General features: G+C 43.7%; 21 protein-coding genes and 2 tRNA genes. 11 read left to right on the forward strand and 12 right to left on the reverse strand.

Annotation, left to right across the window (positions count from 1 at the left end; genetic code table 11):
- Position 1 precedes the first annotated feature (1 nt).
- Positions 2–325 (reverse strand): metalloregulator ArsR/SmtB family transcription factor, encoded by a 324-nt coding sequence (locus tag NWE93_10000; protein ID MCW4000561.1) that lies wholly within the window; start codon positions 323–325, stop codon positions 2–4.
- A 76-nt stretch (positions 326–401) separates the two neighbouring features.
- Here NWE93_10000 and NWE93_10005 point away from each other — a divergent pair, with 76 nt between their 5' ends.
- Positions 402–689 (forward strand): ferredoxin family protein, encoded by a 288-nt coding sequence (locus NWE93_10005; protein MCW4000562.1) that lies wholly within the window; start codon positions 402–404, stop codon positions 687–689.
- Positions 686–1,177, forward strand: a complete 492-nt coding sequence (locus NWE93_10010; GenBank protein ID MCW4000563.1) for an arsenate reductase ArsC — start codon at positions 686–688, stop codon at positions 1,175–1,177. The genes NWE93_10005 and NWE93_10010 overlap by 4 nt, the downstream gene beginning before the upstream one ends.
- Positions 1,178–1,202: 25 nt before the next feature.
- Here NWE93_10010 and NWE93_10015 read toward each other — a convergent pair whose 3' ends face one another.
- Together NWE93_10015 and NWE93_10020 are read right to left on the reverse strand one after the other, a co-directional pair.
- Positions 1,203–1,994 (reverse strand): molybdopterin-guanine dinucleotide biosynthesis protein MobB, encoded by a 792-nt coding sequence (locus tag NWE93_10015; protein ID MCW4000564.1) that lies wholly within the window; start codon positions 1,992–1,994, stop codon positions 1,203–1,205.
- A gap of 273 nt (positions 1,995–2,267) precedes the next feature.
- Complete coding sequence (locus NWE93_10020; protein ID MCW4000565.1) at positions 2,268–2,861, reverse strand: hypothetical protein; 594 nt, start codon at positions 2,859–2,861, stop codon at positions 2,268–2,270.
- Between the two features lie 242 nt (positions 2,862–3,103).
- Between NWE93_10020 and NWE93_10025 the strand changes: the two genes are divergently transcribed.
- The 4 genes from NWE93_10025 to NWE93_10040 all read left to right on the forward strand — a co-directional run bounded on the left by NWE93_10025 (position 3,104) and on the right by NWE93_10040 (position 6,170).
- Positions 3,104–3,283 carry a zinc finger domain-containing protein gene (locus NWE93_10025; protein MCW4000566.1) on the forward strand — a complete coding sequence of 60 codons (180 nt, stop codon included), beginning with the start codon at positions 3,104–3,106 and terminating at the stop codon, positions 3,281–3,283.
- A 12-nt stretch (positions 3,284–3,295) separates the two neighbouring features.
- The gene (locus tag NWE93_10030; GenBank protein ID MCW4000567.1) at positions 3,296–3,574 is read left to right on the forward strand and encodes an elongation factor 1-beta; all 279 of its coding nucleotides are present in this window, start codon (positions 3,296–3,298) and stop codon (positions 3,572–3,574) included.
- Between the two features lie 144 nt (positions 3,575–3,718).
- The gene (locus NWE93_10035) at positions 3,719–5,923 is read left to right on the forward strand and encodes a CDC48 family AAA ATPase (protein MCW4000568.1); all 2,205 of its coding nucleotides are present in this window, start codon (positions 3,719–3,721) and stop codon (positions 5,921–5,923) included.
- A 16-nt stretch (positions 5,924–5,939) separates the two neighbouring features.
- A complete protein-coding gene (locus tag NWE93_10040; protein ID MCW4000569.1) occupies positions 5,940–6,170 on the forward strand; it encodes a hypothetical protein in 231 nt (76 codons plus the stop codon).
- Positions 6,171–6,321: 151 nt separating this feature from the next.
- Here NWE93_10040 and NWE93_10045 read toward each other — a convergent pair.
- Positions 6,322–6,398: transfer RNA gene (locus tag NWE93_10045), tRNA-Thr, on the reverse strand.
- Positions 6,399–6,564: 166 nt separating this feature from the next.
- On the opposite strand from NWE93_10045, the gene NWE93_10050 reads away from it, so the two are divergent.
- Positions 6,565–6,652, forward strand: a tRNA-Leu gene (locus tag NWE93_10050).
- 219 nt (positions 6,653–6,871) lie between these two features.
- Here the strand turns inward: NWE93_10050 and NWE93_10055 are convergent.
- The 3 genes from NWE93_10055 to NWE93_10065 form a co-directional block, all read right to left on the reverse strand.
- A complete protein-coding gene (locus NWE93_10055) occupies positions 6,872–7,813 on the reverse strand; it encodes a site-specific integrase (GenBank protein ID MCW4000570.1) in 942 nt (313 codons plus the stop codon).
- Positions 7,814–8,186: 373 nt separating this feature from the next.
- Positions 8,187–8,462 carry a hypothetical protein gene (locus NWE93_10060; GenBank protein ID MCW4000571.1) on the reverse strand — a complete coding sequence of 92 codons (276 nt, stop codon included), beginning with the start codon at positions 8,460–8,462 and terminating at the stop codon, positions 8,187–8,189.
- Between the two features lie 12 nt (positions 8,463–8,474).
- Positions 8,475–8,717 (reverse strand): hypothetical protein, encoded by a 243-nt coding sequence (locus NWE93_10065; protein ID MCW4000572.1) that lies wholly within the window; start codon positions 8,715–8,717, stop codon positions 8,475–8,477.
- Positions 8,718–9,192: 475 nt separating this feature from the next.
- Between NWE93_10065 and NWE93_10070 the strand changes: the two genes are divergently transcribed.
- Positions 9,193–9,318, forward strand: a complete 126-nt coding sequence (locus NWE93_10070) for a hypothetical protein (protein ID MCW4000573.1) — start codon at positions 9,193–9,195, stop codon at positions 9,316–9,318.
- 2 nt (positions 9,319–9,320) lie between these two features.
- Here NWE93_10070 and NWE93_10075 read toward each other — a convergent pair whose 3' ends face one another.
- From NWE93_10075 to NWE93_10085, 3 genes are all read right to left on the reverse strand, one after another.
- On the reverse strand, positions 9,321–9,698 hold the full coding sequence (locus NWE93_10075; protein MCW4000574.1) for a hypothetical protein: 378 nt from the start codon (positions 9,696–9,698) through the stop codon (positions 9,321–9,323).
- A 322-nt stretch (positions 9,699–10,020) separates the two neighbouring features.
- Positions 10,021–10,215, reverse strand: coding sequence for a hypothetical protein (locus NWE93_10080; protein MCW4000575.1), 195 nt, complete (start codon positions 10,213–10,215; stop codon positions 10,021–10,023).
- Positions 10,208–10,531, reverse strand: coding sequence for a ribbon-helix-helix domain-containing protein (locus NWE93_10085; GenBank protein ID MCW4000576.1), 324 nt, complete (start codon positions 10,529–10,531; stop codon positions 10,208–10,210). The genes NWE93_10080 and NWE93_10085 overlap by 8 nt, the downstream gene beginning before the upstream one ends.
- Positions 10,532–10,729: 198 nt before the next feature.
- On the opposite strand from NWE93_10085, the gene NWE93_10090 reads away from it, so the two are divergent.
- A complete protein-coding gene (locus tag NWE93_10090) occupies positions 10,730–12,049 on the forward strand; it encodes a DUF2130 domain-containing protein (GenBank protein MCW4000577.1) in 1,320 nt (439 codons plus the stop codon).
- Positions 12,050–12,069: 20 nt separating this feature from the next.
- A complete protein-coding gene (locus NWE93_10095) occupies positions 12,070–12,387 on the forward strand; it encodes a hypothetical protein (protein MCW4000578.1) in 318 nt (105 codons plus the stop codon).
- 46 nt (positions 12,388–12,433) lie between these two features.
- Here the strand turns inward: NWE93_10095 and NWE93_10100 are convergent, their stop codons facing one another.
- Together NWE93_10100 and NWE93_10105 are read right to left on the reverse strand one after the other, a co-directional pair.
- Positions 12,434–13,060: a hypothetical protein gene (locus tag NWE93_10100; GenBank protein MCW4000579.1), complete on the reverse strand. Its 627-nt coding sequence runs from the start codon at positions 13,058–13,060 to the stop codon at positions 12,434–12,436.
- A gap of 4 nt (positions 13,061–13,064) precedes the next feature.
- Positions 13,065–14,048, reverse strand: coding sequence for a hypothetical protein (locus tag NWE93_10105; GenBank protein MCW4000580.1), 984 nt, complete (start codon positions 14,046–14,048; stop codon positions 13,065–13,067).
- 185 nt (positions 14,049–14,233) lie between these two features.
- On the opposite strand from NWE93_10105, the gene NWE93_10110 reads away from it, so the two are divergent.
- The gene (locus NWE93_10110) at positions 14,234–16,234 is read left to right on the forward strand and encodes a type I restriction-modification system subunit M (GenBank protein ID MCW4000581.1); all 2,001 of its coding nucleotides are present in this window, start codon (positions 14,234–14,236) and stop codon (positions 16,232–16,234) included.
- Position 16,235: the final 1 nt, after the last annotated feature.

Consider the following 16,235-nt stretch of genomic DNA (forward strand, 5'->3'; position numbering starts at 1 on the left):
ATCAGCAGAAAGCGTTTTCAAAGGCTTCTTTTGTTAAAGTGTTTACTAACTCGCCTGATAATGCATCGACCACTTCAAATATGCGTTGGTCCACGATGGAGTACATTCGTTTTGTCCCATCTTTGCGGCAGCGAATTATGCCAGCGTCCTTGAGAATTTTTAGGTGGCGGGAGACGAGGGGCTGGATGAGGTTTAGGTGTGGGACGATTTCGCAGACGCATTTTTCGCCGTCGCGTAGGTAGGCGATTATTTCTAGCCTGATTGGGTCTGAGAGGGCGTGGAAGACTGTGGATTTGAAGCGGTTTTGGTTATCGATGGTTGACATGAGTTATCAACACAAATTAACTTCATAACAATATTTAAAAGTTGTTATGAACATAATCTTTGCAAGGAGAAAAAACATGCCAGAAAACACATACCAAGGAATCCCCCGCAACAAAATCCCCTGGGACCCCAAAATAGACTACACCAAATGCACCACCTGCGGCAAATGCATAGAGTTCTGCCACACGCACGCCTTCAAACTAAAAGAAGTCAACGGCAACAAAAGAACAGTCGTTAACCCAAACCACTGCGTCGTTTTCTGCCGAGGATGCGAAGATATTTGTCCAGCAGGCGCCATATCTCATCCTAACGAAGAGGTAACTCGCAAAGTAATAGATAGTTTACGAGGCGAGCAGAAACCATGAAGAAACAAAAAATTCTTTTCATCTGCACCCACAATTCTGCTCGGTCACAGATGGCTGAAGGACTCCTAAGACACATCTATGGAGAAAAATATGAGGTTTTCAGTGCAGGCACAAACCCAACAAAAATTAATCCTTTAGCGATTAAAGCCCTAGCTGAAATAGGAATCGACATCTCAAAGCAGCACTCCAAAGGCTTAGAAGAATTCAGCGAAACAGAAATCGATTTAGCAGTCTCCGTTTGCCAAAGCAGCGCCAAAGTCCTCTGTACACTCTGCTCATCGCCCGTAACAGCCCTGGGTAGGCCACTGATAATTAATGCGAAATTACACAAAACCAAAGATTATTTTGTGAAGGGTTTTCAAGATCCCTCTGAAGCGGAAGGGTCAGAAGAAGAGCGGCTTTCAGCATTTCGACAGGTACGAGACGAAATCAAGGGGTGGATAATCGCGTTTTTTGCTAATCTAAACGTCAACCAACCTGTTCGGTGATAGAAATACACCCATCCTAAGCGGCCTATTCCTTTTCTATTTCGATCTTTACGGTCTTTACGTCATCAGTTCCATGCAGGGATGAGAGCATGCCCAGTATCATGTTTTGAAGGATCATCTGGGGGAAATCCTTCAAGGGGACCTTAACACCGTTTACTTCTATGATGAACTTCTCTTTTACAGTGAGCGGGCAGCCTTTTGTTTTAGATTTACCGGAAACTATGGCTTTGGCGTTCTCGTAGCATGTAACGTATCCACATTCTCCGACGGGGTGACAAAATGCACAATTCTTAAGATTAGGCAACATCACAAATGCCTTTTCTTCAACTACGTTGGCGAGTTCTTCTGCTTGACATTCGATATTAAAAAGAGGAATCTCAAAGGCAGATACCTGTGTTTGATCTTTTGTTTCTGCCACTGAACCGGAAATGGCAATGGCAAGTCCATCTGAAAAAGAAGCGGCTTCCAAAGCGGTTTTGGCAACAATAATTTTTGCAAAGACTTTCTCCTTATCAAAGCCCTCTAAGAGAACATAATCCATTTCATCTAAGAAAGGAACCAACTCATTCAAGCATAGTTTCTTTTTAATGAACATGGCCGTCTGAGCAAGCGGTGAGGCAACAACGATTTCTTCACTCGCCGCCCTAAATTCCATAGTTTCCCCAGAACCTTCAGGAATCCCTAATGCTTCTATGCTCTTCATTTCTTTGATCATAGCCACATGATGGCCTCTGCTCTTGAGAACCGAAACTAACTTTTGGATTACAGCTTTATTTTCGGAATGATCGCCGCCAACTACCGCTACAAATTTGGGCATTATTATCTCCCTTGGCAAACAAAGAGGCGGTAGGGTATTTAAATTTCAAAAATAGGTCAATTCGGGAAAACGTTGAGGCTGTTTGTAACTACCCAAGAGAGCCACGGATCGCGTCTGCTTTTAACCTTAGAAAATCCAGGGCGTCTTCATAATCAAGGCAGCTATCGCCAGCCTTTTCAGGATTTGAAAGAGAGCATCGCCCATCCCTGTAGTTGATACATGTTTTCTTGTCGCAGAAAATCGGAGTTAAGGGGCGCCCACCTCAAAGGGGGATTAGGGGATTTTTGGTTGTTTCTGTGTGCCCATGCCGTACCAGAAGAAAACCTTCACCACTATAGCCGTTAAGACTGCGGCGAGGATTCTAGCGAGAACTGTCAATGCAAAGCCAGTGATTCCGGTGACGACGTTGGCTGGTGACATCTGGAATATGGTGAAGAGCACTATGCCGCCGACTGCTGCTGCAATGGTGCCTGCGATGAGGATTCTTTTGAAGTCATCCGAGCGCTTGTTGAGGGCGCCTGCCATGTAACCGATTAGCATTGGGCTTAGGATGTAGGCTATCAGGACTGTGCCGGAGCCAGCCGCGCCATGGAAGCTGCCGGACCAATAAAGCGCATAGAAGGTGCCCATCAGAAACCCTGAGGCGCCGCCTGCCCATTGATTCCAAAGCAACCCAAGCGCTAAGGGCACCCCTACAATTACGGTAAGTTCAGTTATCTCCATTGTGAGGCCGAGGACTATGCCGGGTTCTCCGCCGATTAGGGATTGGAGTTTTGAAATCAATACGATAACGAATACGGCGACGACGGGTAGGATTACTCCGAAGATGAGGTCGTTTTTTGTCCATTTTTTCCAGTTAAGGCTCACATGGGGCACCTGCAAGATATCTATCATTCCATAAATATATATAAATTTTGTTATATAGTCTCTACCGTGTCAAACAACTGAACTCAAGACCTGGCAAGAAGAAAACAATGCAAAGTTTCGGTTTTTAAAAAACAAACTGAGCCGCAGGGCGACAGAATTCAGGCAAAGCGGGGTTAAACCTCTTTTTTAAGCACAGCAGATATAAGGAAGTCCACCAATATTTCGGCAAAGAAGTGTCAGTCATGTCAGAGAAGTTGTCATTAGTCACATGTACAAGCTGCGGAAAACCGATTCCACCGGGCAGCGAATCCACAAAGTTCCTGTGCCCCAACTGCGGCGAAATCCAGATTAAACGCGACGGCAAATGCCGAAAGTTCGGTCGGCTCTACCGATGCCCCAAATGCGGGTTCCAAGGACCATAAGAGGCAAAAAACATGGGCGCAATTCTGGTAGTCTACAAGGTTTTCCCCGAAGACATAGTTGAGGACTTTGAGCCCCTTAAAGAAAAAATCAAAGCCATAATCCCTGAGCATAGCTCAGTTGAAGGCTGGGGAACAGAAGACGTTGCATTCGGCCTTAAAGCGCTCCTGGTTCAGCTTCGTTTTCCCGAAGACAAAATGGGCTTAGTCGATGAATTCGAAACTGCCCTAAGCAAAATCCCCGGGGTCAGCCAAGCTCAGAGCTTCAACATCCGCAGGACAAGCCGAGACTAAACAGGTTTTTATACAAAAACCACCATTTTCTTCTTAAGCAAGCATCTGAAGGTTTCTGGTGCTACGCTTTAAAGTTTATATACAATAAATCGCCATTCTCAAACACATACCCTCGAGTAACACAATTATCTGGAGAAAAATTCTATGAGTGAAGTTCAACTGCGCGTCGGAGACGCACGGCAAAGAGATGTCGGCAGAGGAATCGCCCGCATCGACCAACGCACCATGCAGAAATTAGGCATCAGCGCTGGAGACGTAATTGAAATCATAAACAAACGCACCACAAGCGCTATTGCTTGGCCAGCATACAGCGAAGACCAGAACCGGGACATCATCCGCATCGACGGGTTCACCCGTAAGAACAGCGGCGTAGCCATTAACGAGTACGTGGTGGTTCGCCCCGCTAAAGTGAAAACTGCCATGTCGTTGACGCTTGCGCCGGTGGATATGCGCCTTAACGTGGATGAGGACTTCACCAACTTCGTCAAGAACCGCCTAATGGAACGCACCCTAGTAGAGGGCGACACCACATTGGTTATGATGCTGGGACATGCCATCCCCTTCACGGTTTCCAAAACGCGGCCGCATGGCATCATCAAAGTCACAACTGAAACCCGCCTCACCATCCTCAACGAACCCGCCCCCGAAGGTAAAGGGTTACCCCGCACAACCTACGAGGACATCGGTGGACTCCACGAGGAAATCCAGCGGGTCCGAGAAATGGTTGAGCTACCGCTTCGCCACCCCGAACTTTTCCAGCGACTCGGGATTGAGCCACCAAAGGGTGTGCTGCTGCATGGTCCGCCGGGCTGCGGCAAAACGTTGCTGGCAAGGGCAGTGGCTAACGAATCCGAAGCCAACTTCTACAGCATCAACGGCCCGGAAATCATGAGCAAATTCTACGGCGAATCCGAAGCGAGGCTACGCGAGATATTCCAGCAGGCCCAGCAGAACGCGCCCAGCATAATCTTCGTGGATGAACTCGATGCAATTGCTCCGAAACGGGAGGAAGTCACCGGTGAAGTTGAAAGACGCGTCGTCGCGCAGCTTTTAGCCTTGATGGATGGACTTTCAGGCAGAGGCAACGTTATCGTTATAGGCGCAACTAACCGCCCCGGAGCACTTGACCCCGCGCTACGTAGACCAGGCCGCTTTGACCGCGAAATAGAAATCAGTGTACCTGACAAAAAAGGGCGATATGAAGTCCTGCAAATACACACCCGCGGCATGCCGCTTCACGGCGTTGACGTCCCTGAAGAACAAAAAACAGGACAAGACGTTGACCTAAAGAAACTTGCAGGCATGACGCATGGCTACACTGGCGCCGACCTCTCCGCGCTGAGCAGAGAAACCGCCATGAAGGCGCTGCGCAGATATCTGCCCCAGATTAACCTTGAGGAAGAACGTATACCCCCCGCGGTGCTTGAAAAGATGGAGGTCACCATGGATGATTTCGTGGGCGCCTACAAGGAAGTAACTCCGACGGCTATGCGTGAAGTCTACATTGAAGTCTCCACCGTGCACTGGGATGATGCAGGCGGATTAGATGATGTTAAGCAGCACCTCAAAGAAGCCGTGGAGTGGCCACTTAAAAACCCCGAGATGTTCACTCGCCTAGGCATCCGTCCGCCAAAAGGCATCTTGATGTATGGTCCGCCGGGCTGCGGCAAAACGCTGCTGGCAAGGGCAGTTGCAACGGAAAGCGAAGCCAACTTTATCTCCATTAAAGGCCCTGAAGTGTTCAGTAAATGGGTCGGTGAATCCGAAAAAGCAATCCGCGAAGTCTTCCGTAAAGCCCGCATGGCAGCGCCCGCAGTGATATTCCTCGATGAAATCGATTCGCTGACTCCTCGACGCGGCATGGGTATGAGTGACAGTGGCGTCTCTGAACGCGTCATCAGCCAACTTCTCACCGAGATGGACGGGATAACGACCCTTCAAGACATCGTGGTTATCGCAGCTACCAATCGCCCCGACATGGTTGACTCCGCGGTTATCCGCCCCGGACGCTTCGACCGCCTCATATATGTGCCTGAACCAGACGATAAAAGCCGACTGCAGATCTTTAAAATCTACACCAAAGGCATGCCTATCAATCCCGACGTGGACGTAAACCAGCTTGCAATGATGACAAAGTACTACAGTGGCGCAGACATCGAATCGCTGTGCCGCGAAGCCGCCATGCATAGTCTTCGCCACGACGTGAACGCCCGAGAAGTCCACATGAAGGATTTCCAAGATGCCATGAAGGAGATGGGCCCCTCGATTACGCCGGATATGGAGAAGTGGTATAAGAGCTTCATGCAGCAAATCCGACAAGTACAAAAGCCAGCAACCCCAGTTGCATAACAGAAGTGACCGCTTGATGCCACAGATGAAAACATGGAAAACCCGCCCAGCATTCTCCTATATACTGGAGGTTCTCCAGAAAAAAGGAGACATGACCGACGACGACCTCTACGAGCAAATCAAAGACGAATACGAGGACCTGGGCTTTAAGGACTTCAACGAGTTACTTATGGACTTGGAAGTCAGCGGTAAAGTCCGCACTTCCTCGATGGCGCGGGGCAAACGCAGAGTAGAACTGGTCCAGTAAAGGGCAAACCCCTTCCTGTTTTTGCGGCTCCAACTGATTGCCTTTTCTTTGGGGGCTATTTTTCTTTCTTTTGGTGGCCATGACCCAGATATGAAGATGTGCATAGAAGATACTGCTTCAGTTGAGGTTTGAAAAGCAGGCGGAGGTGAGTTGGAGCCTTCGGCGGGATTTGGACCCGCGACCATTACCTTACCAAGGTAACGCCCCACCGGGCTAGGCTACGAAGGCGAATTATGTCTCTGCCCCCAACACAAATGCGATAATAAATAAAATGCTTGCGGTCAACATGCCTCATCTCAACGGCAAAACAATCAGATATAGGCTTTAAACCGCGGGTTGGGGCGGCAAATAAATATTAAAGGAGGCAGAACTATCTCCATACGCGCATACAAGTGCAGGGGTCTCCAAGCCAGGTCAACGGAGTAGGGCTTAGGACCCTATCGCGTAGGCGTTCGTGGGTTCGAATCCCACCCCCTGCACCATAATGTTGAAAATAGAAGGGGGTTTGTCCAAATGGCGATAACCCTAGAAAACAACACTAAACAAGTCCTCCAGCATTTTCAAGAGCACCAGACCGCACCAGTAAATTAAGCGTTGATTTAATGTTCTTGTGTCTGAGCCGTTTCTGCAGCAGAACTATATTTCGTGTTTTACCGTATTCTCGTAGGGCGTCTTGTCTTTGAGTTTTTGTAGTCATTTCTTTAGCACTTCCTTTTCCTAAACAGTTTATGCCCGTCAAAATCGCATACGAAATCAAAGCCAGCCTCGATTAGAACGCATGCTTCAGCCTCAGTCTTTGCCACCTTAGAGATGTAGTCTATTTCGTCTTTGAAAAGTGCCTCTTCGAGTTGAATGTAAATCAGCGTATTTTTGATGTTTTTGTGGCCAAGCCGTTTCATCACGTAGATTACGTCTTTGGTGCGGTGATAATCCATTGTGCCACCCCAAGTTCGCAACGTCTTAAACATGATTCTTTTTAGCCGTGGATTATTGAGTTTAGCGGCTAAGCTTGTGCGTTGTCGTTCAAAGTTAATTCTGAAACTATCAAGGTCCATCTCTGGCGGGGCAAAATAGTATTTTCCGTATGATCGTGGTAGGTTATGTAGCATTCCAACTAGCTTTTGGCTCATGTTAAAGATTCTTGGGTTACTGTTTTTTTCAGGCGTAATGTTTACGGTGTTGGTTTCAAAGTCGAAATAGTCCTCATCGCAATGCCAGATTTCCCCGGGTCGAGCACGTGTCTCTTTTAGTAGCTGCAAGAATACGCCGACTTTAAGGCTGCAACCTGCTATCAGTTGATCGATTTCGGTTTCTTTGGGAACAAACGGTATCTTTGCAATGCCAGTATAGATTGGTCTTGTCCATGTTCCGCCAACCATTGTTAAATAATTGCTGTAAGCGTCGACTGCATTGCCTTTTCTGCCTTCGCACCATTTCTGTTTTGAAATAATTGTCTTCACCGATTCTGGGTCGTAAAAGTCTGCTTCGCGTCGCCAAAGAATCTTTAGCAGTCTTGTGCGTCCATGTATTGTTGATGGTCGATAGCCTTCCTTCTGTAGATACCACTCGTATTTGGCAAGTGTTGTGTTGATGTCAAAGGTTTCTTTCCGCAGAATTACAGTTTGCTGTATTTCTGCAACCAAGTTTTTCGCTTCCTCTGCGCATATTTGGCGAGAAGGTAGTATGTCCAGATCGCTTTTTAATTTCTTCGTTTCAATAGATAGGTCATCTTTCAACAGGTTTTTTGCCGTTTCAACGCCTACAGGATCACTAAAACGCAAACCACATCGACGACAAAGCCAACGCTGGATAGGCTCTCCAAACATCGGCGAGTAGGTTCCATCGCGCCAAACAGTCGTAGTTTTAGGTCCACATTTGGGGCAAGTTGGGTTTAGGGGGCTGCTGCCGGCAGAGCCGTCTGCTGACTCTGACTTACGAGATTTGGAACCGGCTTTAGTGCCAAATATGCCGTCTGGAGAAGGCTTAGATGTAAGTTCAGCCATTCCCTCCCACCGCCTAGTTTAGACTTACAGTTTTGTGGTTGCCAAAAAAGAGGATAGGTTTGCCTTTGACGTCCTGCAGATAGGTTACTGGGAACATTTTTTGGAATATGTCGAGGGCTGCCTGGTTCTCAAAGACTGGTACTGCATACTGCGGCGCCTTCTCTAAGTGTTCTTGGCAAAATGGAGCAGAGAGCTGTGTTCTGCCGCTCTCATAGAAAACATAGCCACAGAAACCCGCAGTTGGGTTTCCGCAGACAATGCAACGTTTGCGATTCAGCCTTCTCCTCAAGGTCTCCGCTTCCTACTTGAAGAATTGGTCGTCTCGCATGTTTTCGCTGATTTGGATATAGCGGCGTTTTTTGCAGAAATCCAAAATTTTAGTTAGCAACGGGTCATTGCCAGCCGTGAACTCTTTTTTGAAGCCGATCCGTCCGGTTTGAACTCTTATCTCAATGATTCCATCGTTGCTAAGCAGCTGGTAGAAACCCAATTTTTCCCCAGCATATTCCTCAAGGACATCCCAGTCCTCAATTAAATTTACCAACTTATTGTCACCTAAACCGTCTTGCAGGCTAGGCATAAAAAGCATCTATCACTGCAAAGCCATGATGGCTTTGTAAGCGCCGCAAAGCCAAGTGTCAAAAAACGTACATATAAACAGCAGTTAAGGAGGCTACCTTGGATTGGTTCCGAAAAGTGAGCCATTAGGCCTTCTGTAGAGTGATTTTGTCCCCGTCTAAAACCCAAACAACTCTGTCTGTTTCTGTTAATTGAAGTTTATCCCTTACTTCGCTAGGAACTGTTGTTTGGAACCTGCTTGTTAAATTGGTCACGGCTAGAATTTTCAAATAGACCACACGTTGTACTTATGAAAATCAATATTAATTGTTAATGAAATGGAAATAATATAAATAATGAAAATAATGAAAGTATTAACAAACCGCTAAAAAGCGGGCGAGGCGATTAAGATTAGCGAAAAAAAAGAGAAACCAATAACCGAATGCATCGAAGTCACCGGCATGGAACCAAACAAACGACGCCTAATATTCATAGACGGCATGAACAGAAACGGATTCTCAGCATTTATCAAACACACACAAAACAACCAAACATATTACGTCTTCATCTACGAAAAAGCACTCTAAAATCAGGAAAGCAAATCGATTAACTCTGCAAGCTGCTCATCCGTGGCGTTCTCAAGAAACTCTTCAATGTTCTTCTGGTCAAGTTTCAAAGCGGCTTTTCCTTTAAGGGTAATTTTGTATAGTTCTGAAGGCCACCCGGGCTTAGTGACTTTTTCGCCCTCTTTGGCGATCCATCCACCCCTTTCGAGCACATCTACCCGTCTGTAGATCGTCTTAACGTCTTTATTCCTAAAACCCTTCGCACTCTTAACTATCAGAAACAAGTCATATTTTGCTAAAAGCTGCCCCGAGAAAAGAATCAGCAGTATGACGCGGTTTAGGGTTGCCTCTTTTCCACTAAACACCTTAAGCGGTGTACCCTTACTTTTCTTCCGCGCCAAAGTTCACTACTCCCCCTAAAGCTTTGGAAGGAATATAGATGGCGTCGGAACTAGGCTATCACATTAACCCATGCATTTTAAGTCGTTTTGTCTGAGGCAAAATAATTCTAGTCTAGAAATGCCCTGAGGTAAAATTCAAGAAGGCGCCTTTAAATAGCAACTTTGCTAGGTCTATGTAAAAAATAACAAGACACCGATAGCTTTAGAATGAATTTTGCCGAAGTCTAATTGGTGCATTTCTAGACTAGAAACGTTTTGACGGGTACTTTTCTATACTAGGAAACGGGATATCAGGTCAAAAGGGTAAGTGTGGCGGGGCGCCTCATTGAGGCTGCTTATCGATTAACATGATGTGGGTTATGTTTCCTTCTCTAGTTGCTTTAATCTCAAGTTGCCGATGACGCAGACACCGCAAAAACTCATGGAGCTCTTTAGGAAAACGCATACATACTTCTTCATATTCACGAGCCCCCTTCTTTCCATGCTTCTTAACAATGTAGAATCCGAGCTTAACCATACGTCTCAGCTCCCGTTTGCGTTTGCTTACCAGTAGTTTGAGCAGCGGCCTTAAACTGTTCTTTTGATAACTGGTTCATCAGCCAGCGGGCTGCTTCTCTTAGAAATTCTTCTTTAGTAGAATAACCTAACTGCTTGTTATTAGCTATGAACACCTCAATTTCTTGGACCAGTTCAAACGGCATAACCACTGACTGATGTAGCAGTGCTTCTATTGCATCTTCATAGGTTTTGATTTCACCTGATTTAGCAGTTAATTGCCCAACAATAGCTGTTAATTCCGAATGAAATTGATCTGATATTTTCAGAGTCTTCACTTGTCAGCTCTCCAGGTTAGTAATCTTGGAAAAGATTAGCTTTTAAAACAATATGTCAATTCGTACTTCCAAGACAGGGGAGAGGCGAGTGAAAATAACGGTTGAATAAAGTTAGCAATCGTTCATAAAGCTTAAGTTAAGTTCAATACAATTCCAGCTTATCGCTAATCAATTTGCAGTCTATTGGAGATATATGCTTTGAATAGTAATCCTCCCGAGTATACTTGTCCTCTTTGTCATTCTTCTCTTGAAAGTGACGAATACAATAAAGCAATCGCCGAGTTAAGAAAGAAGGTCTCAGAAACTTATGGTGAAGAGAACAAGAAGGCTAAACAAGAATTTGACCAAAGAGTAGAACAGATTAACAAATCTCACAGGCAAGAAATCGATAACTTGAAAACTGCATTTTCGGAGCAATCAAAAACCCTAAAAATTGAAATGGAAGGTAGCTACAAACGACAGCTAGACGAATTGAAAAAGACCTACGATAGCCTAGGGAAGCAAAATCAGAAGAACTTTGTGGAATTAGAGAAGAAAATTAGAGCTGACTGTAAAAAAGAAATTCAAGAAAAAGAAAAGCTTCTTAGCAGTCTTAAGCGAGAGCAAACAAGACTCGAAAAAATAGCATTCGAGAAAGGCAAAGCAGATGCTGATATCGACCGCAAAAAACTTCAGAACGATGTCAATGAAAGGGACCTACTCCTCAAGCGGGCTAAACAAGAGACTGATGAACTAAGAAAGCAATTACAGCAGAGCCAATCAGAACTCAAGGGTGAAGTTGGAGAAATAGACCTTTACATCAATTTGACACAGGCTTTTGATCAAGATTTCTTCACTCGACAAAAAAGAGGTACCTCAATGGGCGATATTGTACAAAAAATAAGAACACAATCGGCTTCATTGGAGATGCCAATCGTCTATGACAATAAACAGGCTGAAAGCGTAACTGCTAAAGATATCGAGAAGGCCAAAAAATACAAGGAAGTTCACGGCACTGAATACGTTATAATAGTTTCCAGCAACTTGCCTAAAAAAGATGTAAAGAACGGCTTGTTCGGCGAGAAGGACGGCGTTCTGCTGTGCCATCCATGCATACTGGTCGATGTGGTTAAGCAAATACGCAGGGCTATCATAGAAATCTCAAAGCAGTCAGAGAGCAAAAAAGACCGGGAAAGCAAAGAGTCAAAATTATACGATTACATTAGGAGCACAGAGTTTGCTTCAACTGTAGAAAAATTGCATGATGTCTATCAGAAGTCAGCTGACTTACAGGATAACGAGGAAAGAGCGCATGCAAGACTGTGGAAGGAAAGAAAGAAGCTGCAATCGCAAATAAACGATGTCTATAGCGGAATTTGCACGGGCGTTGATTGTATAATTCAAGAAAAGCTACCTATGCAGGACTTAGCGATTGAGGACAATGAAAAGGAGCAAAAAACTGACAGCGAGCAGCTGTCCCAGCAACTATTAGTGAAAAGGAAGAAAAAGAAACTGGAAAACGAAGACCAGATGGTTTAAGCTCTGAACAGTGTTAAGCAATGGAAATCTTGTTTTTACCCAATGAGACACTATTTCTGACTTTCAAACTATCTAATGGTTCTGGATGGCTAACGAGCCATCGGCTCATTTTATGCTTTCACCCAACAGGCCACCTTGAAGGCAGCCCCCCTGCTTTGTACCATTTAAAGAATTTTAAGAAAGCGCAAATCAAGGGTTCAGCATTAATCGTGCAATTTCAGGATAAAACCATGAAAATTAATCTTCAAATATATTCATCAAGTCTCCTTCAAGAAATCAAAGAGTACATAGAAGAAGCGGCAAAAAATTGGAGCGCCTCTAAAACGACTAACTGCTAATATGCTAGATGCTCTTATGCTTGAAGCTCAAAAAACTAAAAATACGCTAAACTACTTCACCGAGGTGTGAAATTTTTATCGGTAAGTCATCAACGCAAGCTAGCGATTTATAGCGGCAAACTGATTTGTGAATCTGGGAACGATTTCTTATGAAATCGTGGAAATCTAATGTTGCAAAGGTTGCTTTCCCATTTGTTTCAGCCCAATTATATGCGTCAACAAATATTTTGGCGTCATCTCGATTGTCTACTGAGACTTGAACAATATCTTCACACATCACATCTGTTGACATTGGTATTAGGGGTTTTTGAACGTAGCCAAACGCAACAGCAAGGCCCTTCCTAGTCAGGGCATCTTTATCTCGCATATAAGTTAAAACTTCTGTTGGTTTTAGCTTCGCTAAGTCTAAGAGCAAATCCTGAAAATGTTTTCTGTCATTCTTGTTAGTACTACCAGTATCAAAGTCTGTAGGCTTACCACCAGCTTTCAGGAACTTTGCCATTTTGACATAAAGCTCCCTACGCCTAGCAAGACGTCTTTCAATTTCCCCATTGACACGATGACCTGTATATTTATGATACCCGTTTCCAAAGAATCTCTTGCTTTGTTCTGTCCATTTCCCCGGGTAGGCAAACGCAAAAAAGATGCAACTATCGATAAAGAAGCGAGTCATCGGTTCACTGTGGGTTCTTTTCGTAAATTCTTTCAATCTCAGAAACTGAATCGATAATCCGCTTGTTTGTCGTAGAATGAGTTTTGGCGAAGTATGTACTGTAGGGTAAATCTAAATTGTCATCATGGATGGCTTTCTTGTATTCATTGACTTTACCTTTGGATTCAACAATTTGATAGGGTTTTTTACGTAAGCGTTTCGCTTTCTCTTCTACTCTCCTAAGGCCAGTTACTGTTTCAGCCGAAATTTCTATCGCAAATGGAAACCAAATGTAGCAATCAAAGAAATTGCCCGATTCAAAAATCCAATTGGACCATTTTTTCATTACTTTGTCTTGACGACCACTTATAGCATCGATTTTCAAGAGGGCTTCTTCCAAGCTTGAAAAGTAATCGATTACTAAATCGTTTAAGTCCTCAAATTCTTCCCGAGAAAAGGCCGCCATTTGAAAAACCGATATTTGGTTCCTTGTTTCTTGCAACCAGCTATGATATTTATCATATGCCGAAAAGGGGTAGCGGTTTGGCTTGGAGAGCTTTCTATAAAGCTCTAATTTGGATATGTATACTTCGCTTAAGTTATTTGGTGCATCTTCATACAGAGAATCTAAGTAGATATCCATTGTCGGAGGTAATTCATCAATTACTTCCTTAATCGTTGATATGGCTGGTTTAATATCAACACCTATTTTTGCTACTTTTGAACGCATTCGTTCCGGATTAGGACTAGCTAAATAACGGTTTTTTAAAGCGTTAAAGTCTTGGAACCCCGCTAATTGGGTTGAGTGAACAAAGCAACCATATCTAAACCAACTCATAGTTACCGGAATATCAGTTTCGGTAAAAACCTTGTAGAGAATTTTATGAACATGCCAGTGCTTAAAATTCTTCTTGAACCAATAGTTGCTATGCTTGGTTTTCATATAATTTATTATTTCAGCAAAAGCCCAACGGACGACCTCATCTTCGTCTTCAATCGTCTTTAACATTAGAAGTCTATCCTTAATTAAAAGCTAACACTTATTAATTTTTTCTTTTAATGTATTTTTGCAGTAACTTAAAGCTTGTGAATCATCGATAACTTCCAGACTAATAGACTATCAAGATTGGTTAATCTCCGAAAAAACGGACAGCAAATAGTTAAATCTACATCGGTATATACCATAGGGCTAATATGGCTAATTTCCAAGAGAAAGTCACCTTCATTTGGGACCTTGCAGACCTCCTCAGGCACGTTTACAAGAGGAATGAGTATCAAAAAGTCATTCTCCCATTTACTGTGCTGAAGAGGTTTGACTGTGTCTTAGCTGACACTAAAAGCGATGTCCTGCAAGCCTACAATAAATACAAGGACGAGTTTGAGAACTTAGAACACCTGCTTACAACCACATCTAAGCACCCGTTCTATAACTACTCAAAGTATGACTTTAAGACACTGCTTGAAGACCCAGAGCATATCGAACAAAACCTCATTCATTATCTGGACAGCTTTAGTAAAAATGTCCAAGATATTTTTGACGATTCAGGATTTAAAATAAGAGGGCACATCGCACAATTATCTAAAAATGACCTTTTGTATTTACTCGTGAAGAAATTTTCCGAGACAAAGGTTGATTTGCACCCAGATGTGGTTTCCAATCAAGAGATGGGTCTGATATTTGAAGAACTAGTCAGAAAATTCTCAGAACAATCAAACGAAGAAGCAGGCGACCACTTCACACCAAGAGAAGTTGTAGATTTAATGACCCACCTGATGTTCGAGCCGCATAAGGACGAGTTTACAAGTGAAAACTTAGTAAAAACGGTCTATGACCCAGCATGCGGTACAGGTGGAATGCTGACTGGCGCTAAAAACTATATTCTTTCGTTGAATAAGAGCGTGGATGTTGCGCTATTTGGGCAGGAGCTTCTTGACGAAATTTACGCCATTTGTAAGGCAGATATGTTAATGAAGGGAGAGAACTCCGACAACATTAAAGGCCCTAAAAGTACATTATCGAAAGACCAATTTCCAACAATGAAGTTTGACTACATCATATCTAACCCCCCATACGGGAAGAAATGGGAGATGGACGAGCAACCCGTCCTAAAAGAAACGGAAAGAGGATTTGAAGGAAGATTCGGAGCTGGGACACCAAGAATCAACGACGGTCAATTACTTTTCCTTCAACATATGATATCAAAAATGAAGATCAATGGGGAGAAATCACGTATCGCCGCGATTACTAACGGGTCACCATTGTTCACTGGTGATGTGGGTTCCGGGGAGAGCAACATCCGGAGATGGATAATAGAAAACGATTGGCTTGAAGCAATAATTGCTCTTCCAAGTCAATTGTTTTACAATACCGGAATTAACACGTATATTTGGATTTTAACAAATCAAAAATCTGTCGAGCGAACTGGAAAAATTCAACTTATCGACGCTACCTCATTTTTCAAAAGAATGAGACGAAACCTTGGCAATAAAAGAAATGAAGTGGGTGAAGATGATATCAATAGAATAATTTCTCTTTACACCGATTTTATTGATGGTAAAAATAGCAAAATACTGGATAATCAAGAATTTGGCTATACACGGGTCGTAGTTGAGAGACCTATGCGACTTAACTACTGTATATCAGAAGAACGATTAGAAAACCTTTATTCAATCCAAACTTTTTCAAAGCTTGCTGAAAGTAACAGTAAAAGTGCTCAGCAAAAACTTGAAGAGGAAACGAGCGGTAAGGAACACCAGAAAGCGATAATTGCTGCACTGAGAAAAATAGGTACAAATACTTACAAAACCTGGGGACTGTTTGAGGAAAAAGTGAAAGCAGTTCTCAAGGAATTTGACTTAAACTCTCATTTAATTACTGCAATTATAATTGCCCTATCAGAGCACGATGATACCGCTGAATATGTGCTTGTCAAAGGTAAAAGACAGCCTGACTCTAACTTACGCGACCAAGAAAAGGTTCCGTTAAAGCAAAGCATAGAAGCATATTTCGAAAAAGAAGTCAAACCTTACTATCCTGATGCTTGGATGGATACAGCGAGAAATGAGATCGGCTATGAGATTAATTTTGCTAAATATTTCTATAAATACAATGCCCCGAGAGCACTGGACGAAATAGATAAAGAAATCAAGCAAATTATTGCTGATATACAAGAGCATTTGAATGAAGAGTTTTAGG

It is taken from the genome of Candidatus Bathyarchaeota archaeon (assembly GCA_026014735.1).
Classification (GTDB): Archaea; Thermoproteota; Bathyarchaeia; order Bathyarchaeales; family Bathycorpusculaceae; genus Bathycorpusculum.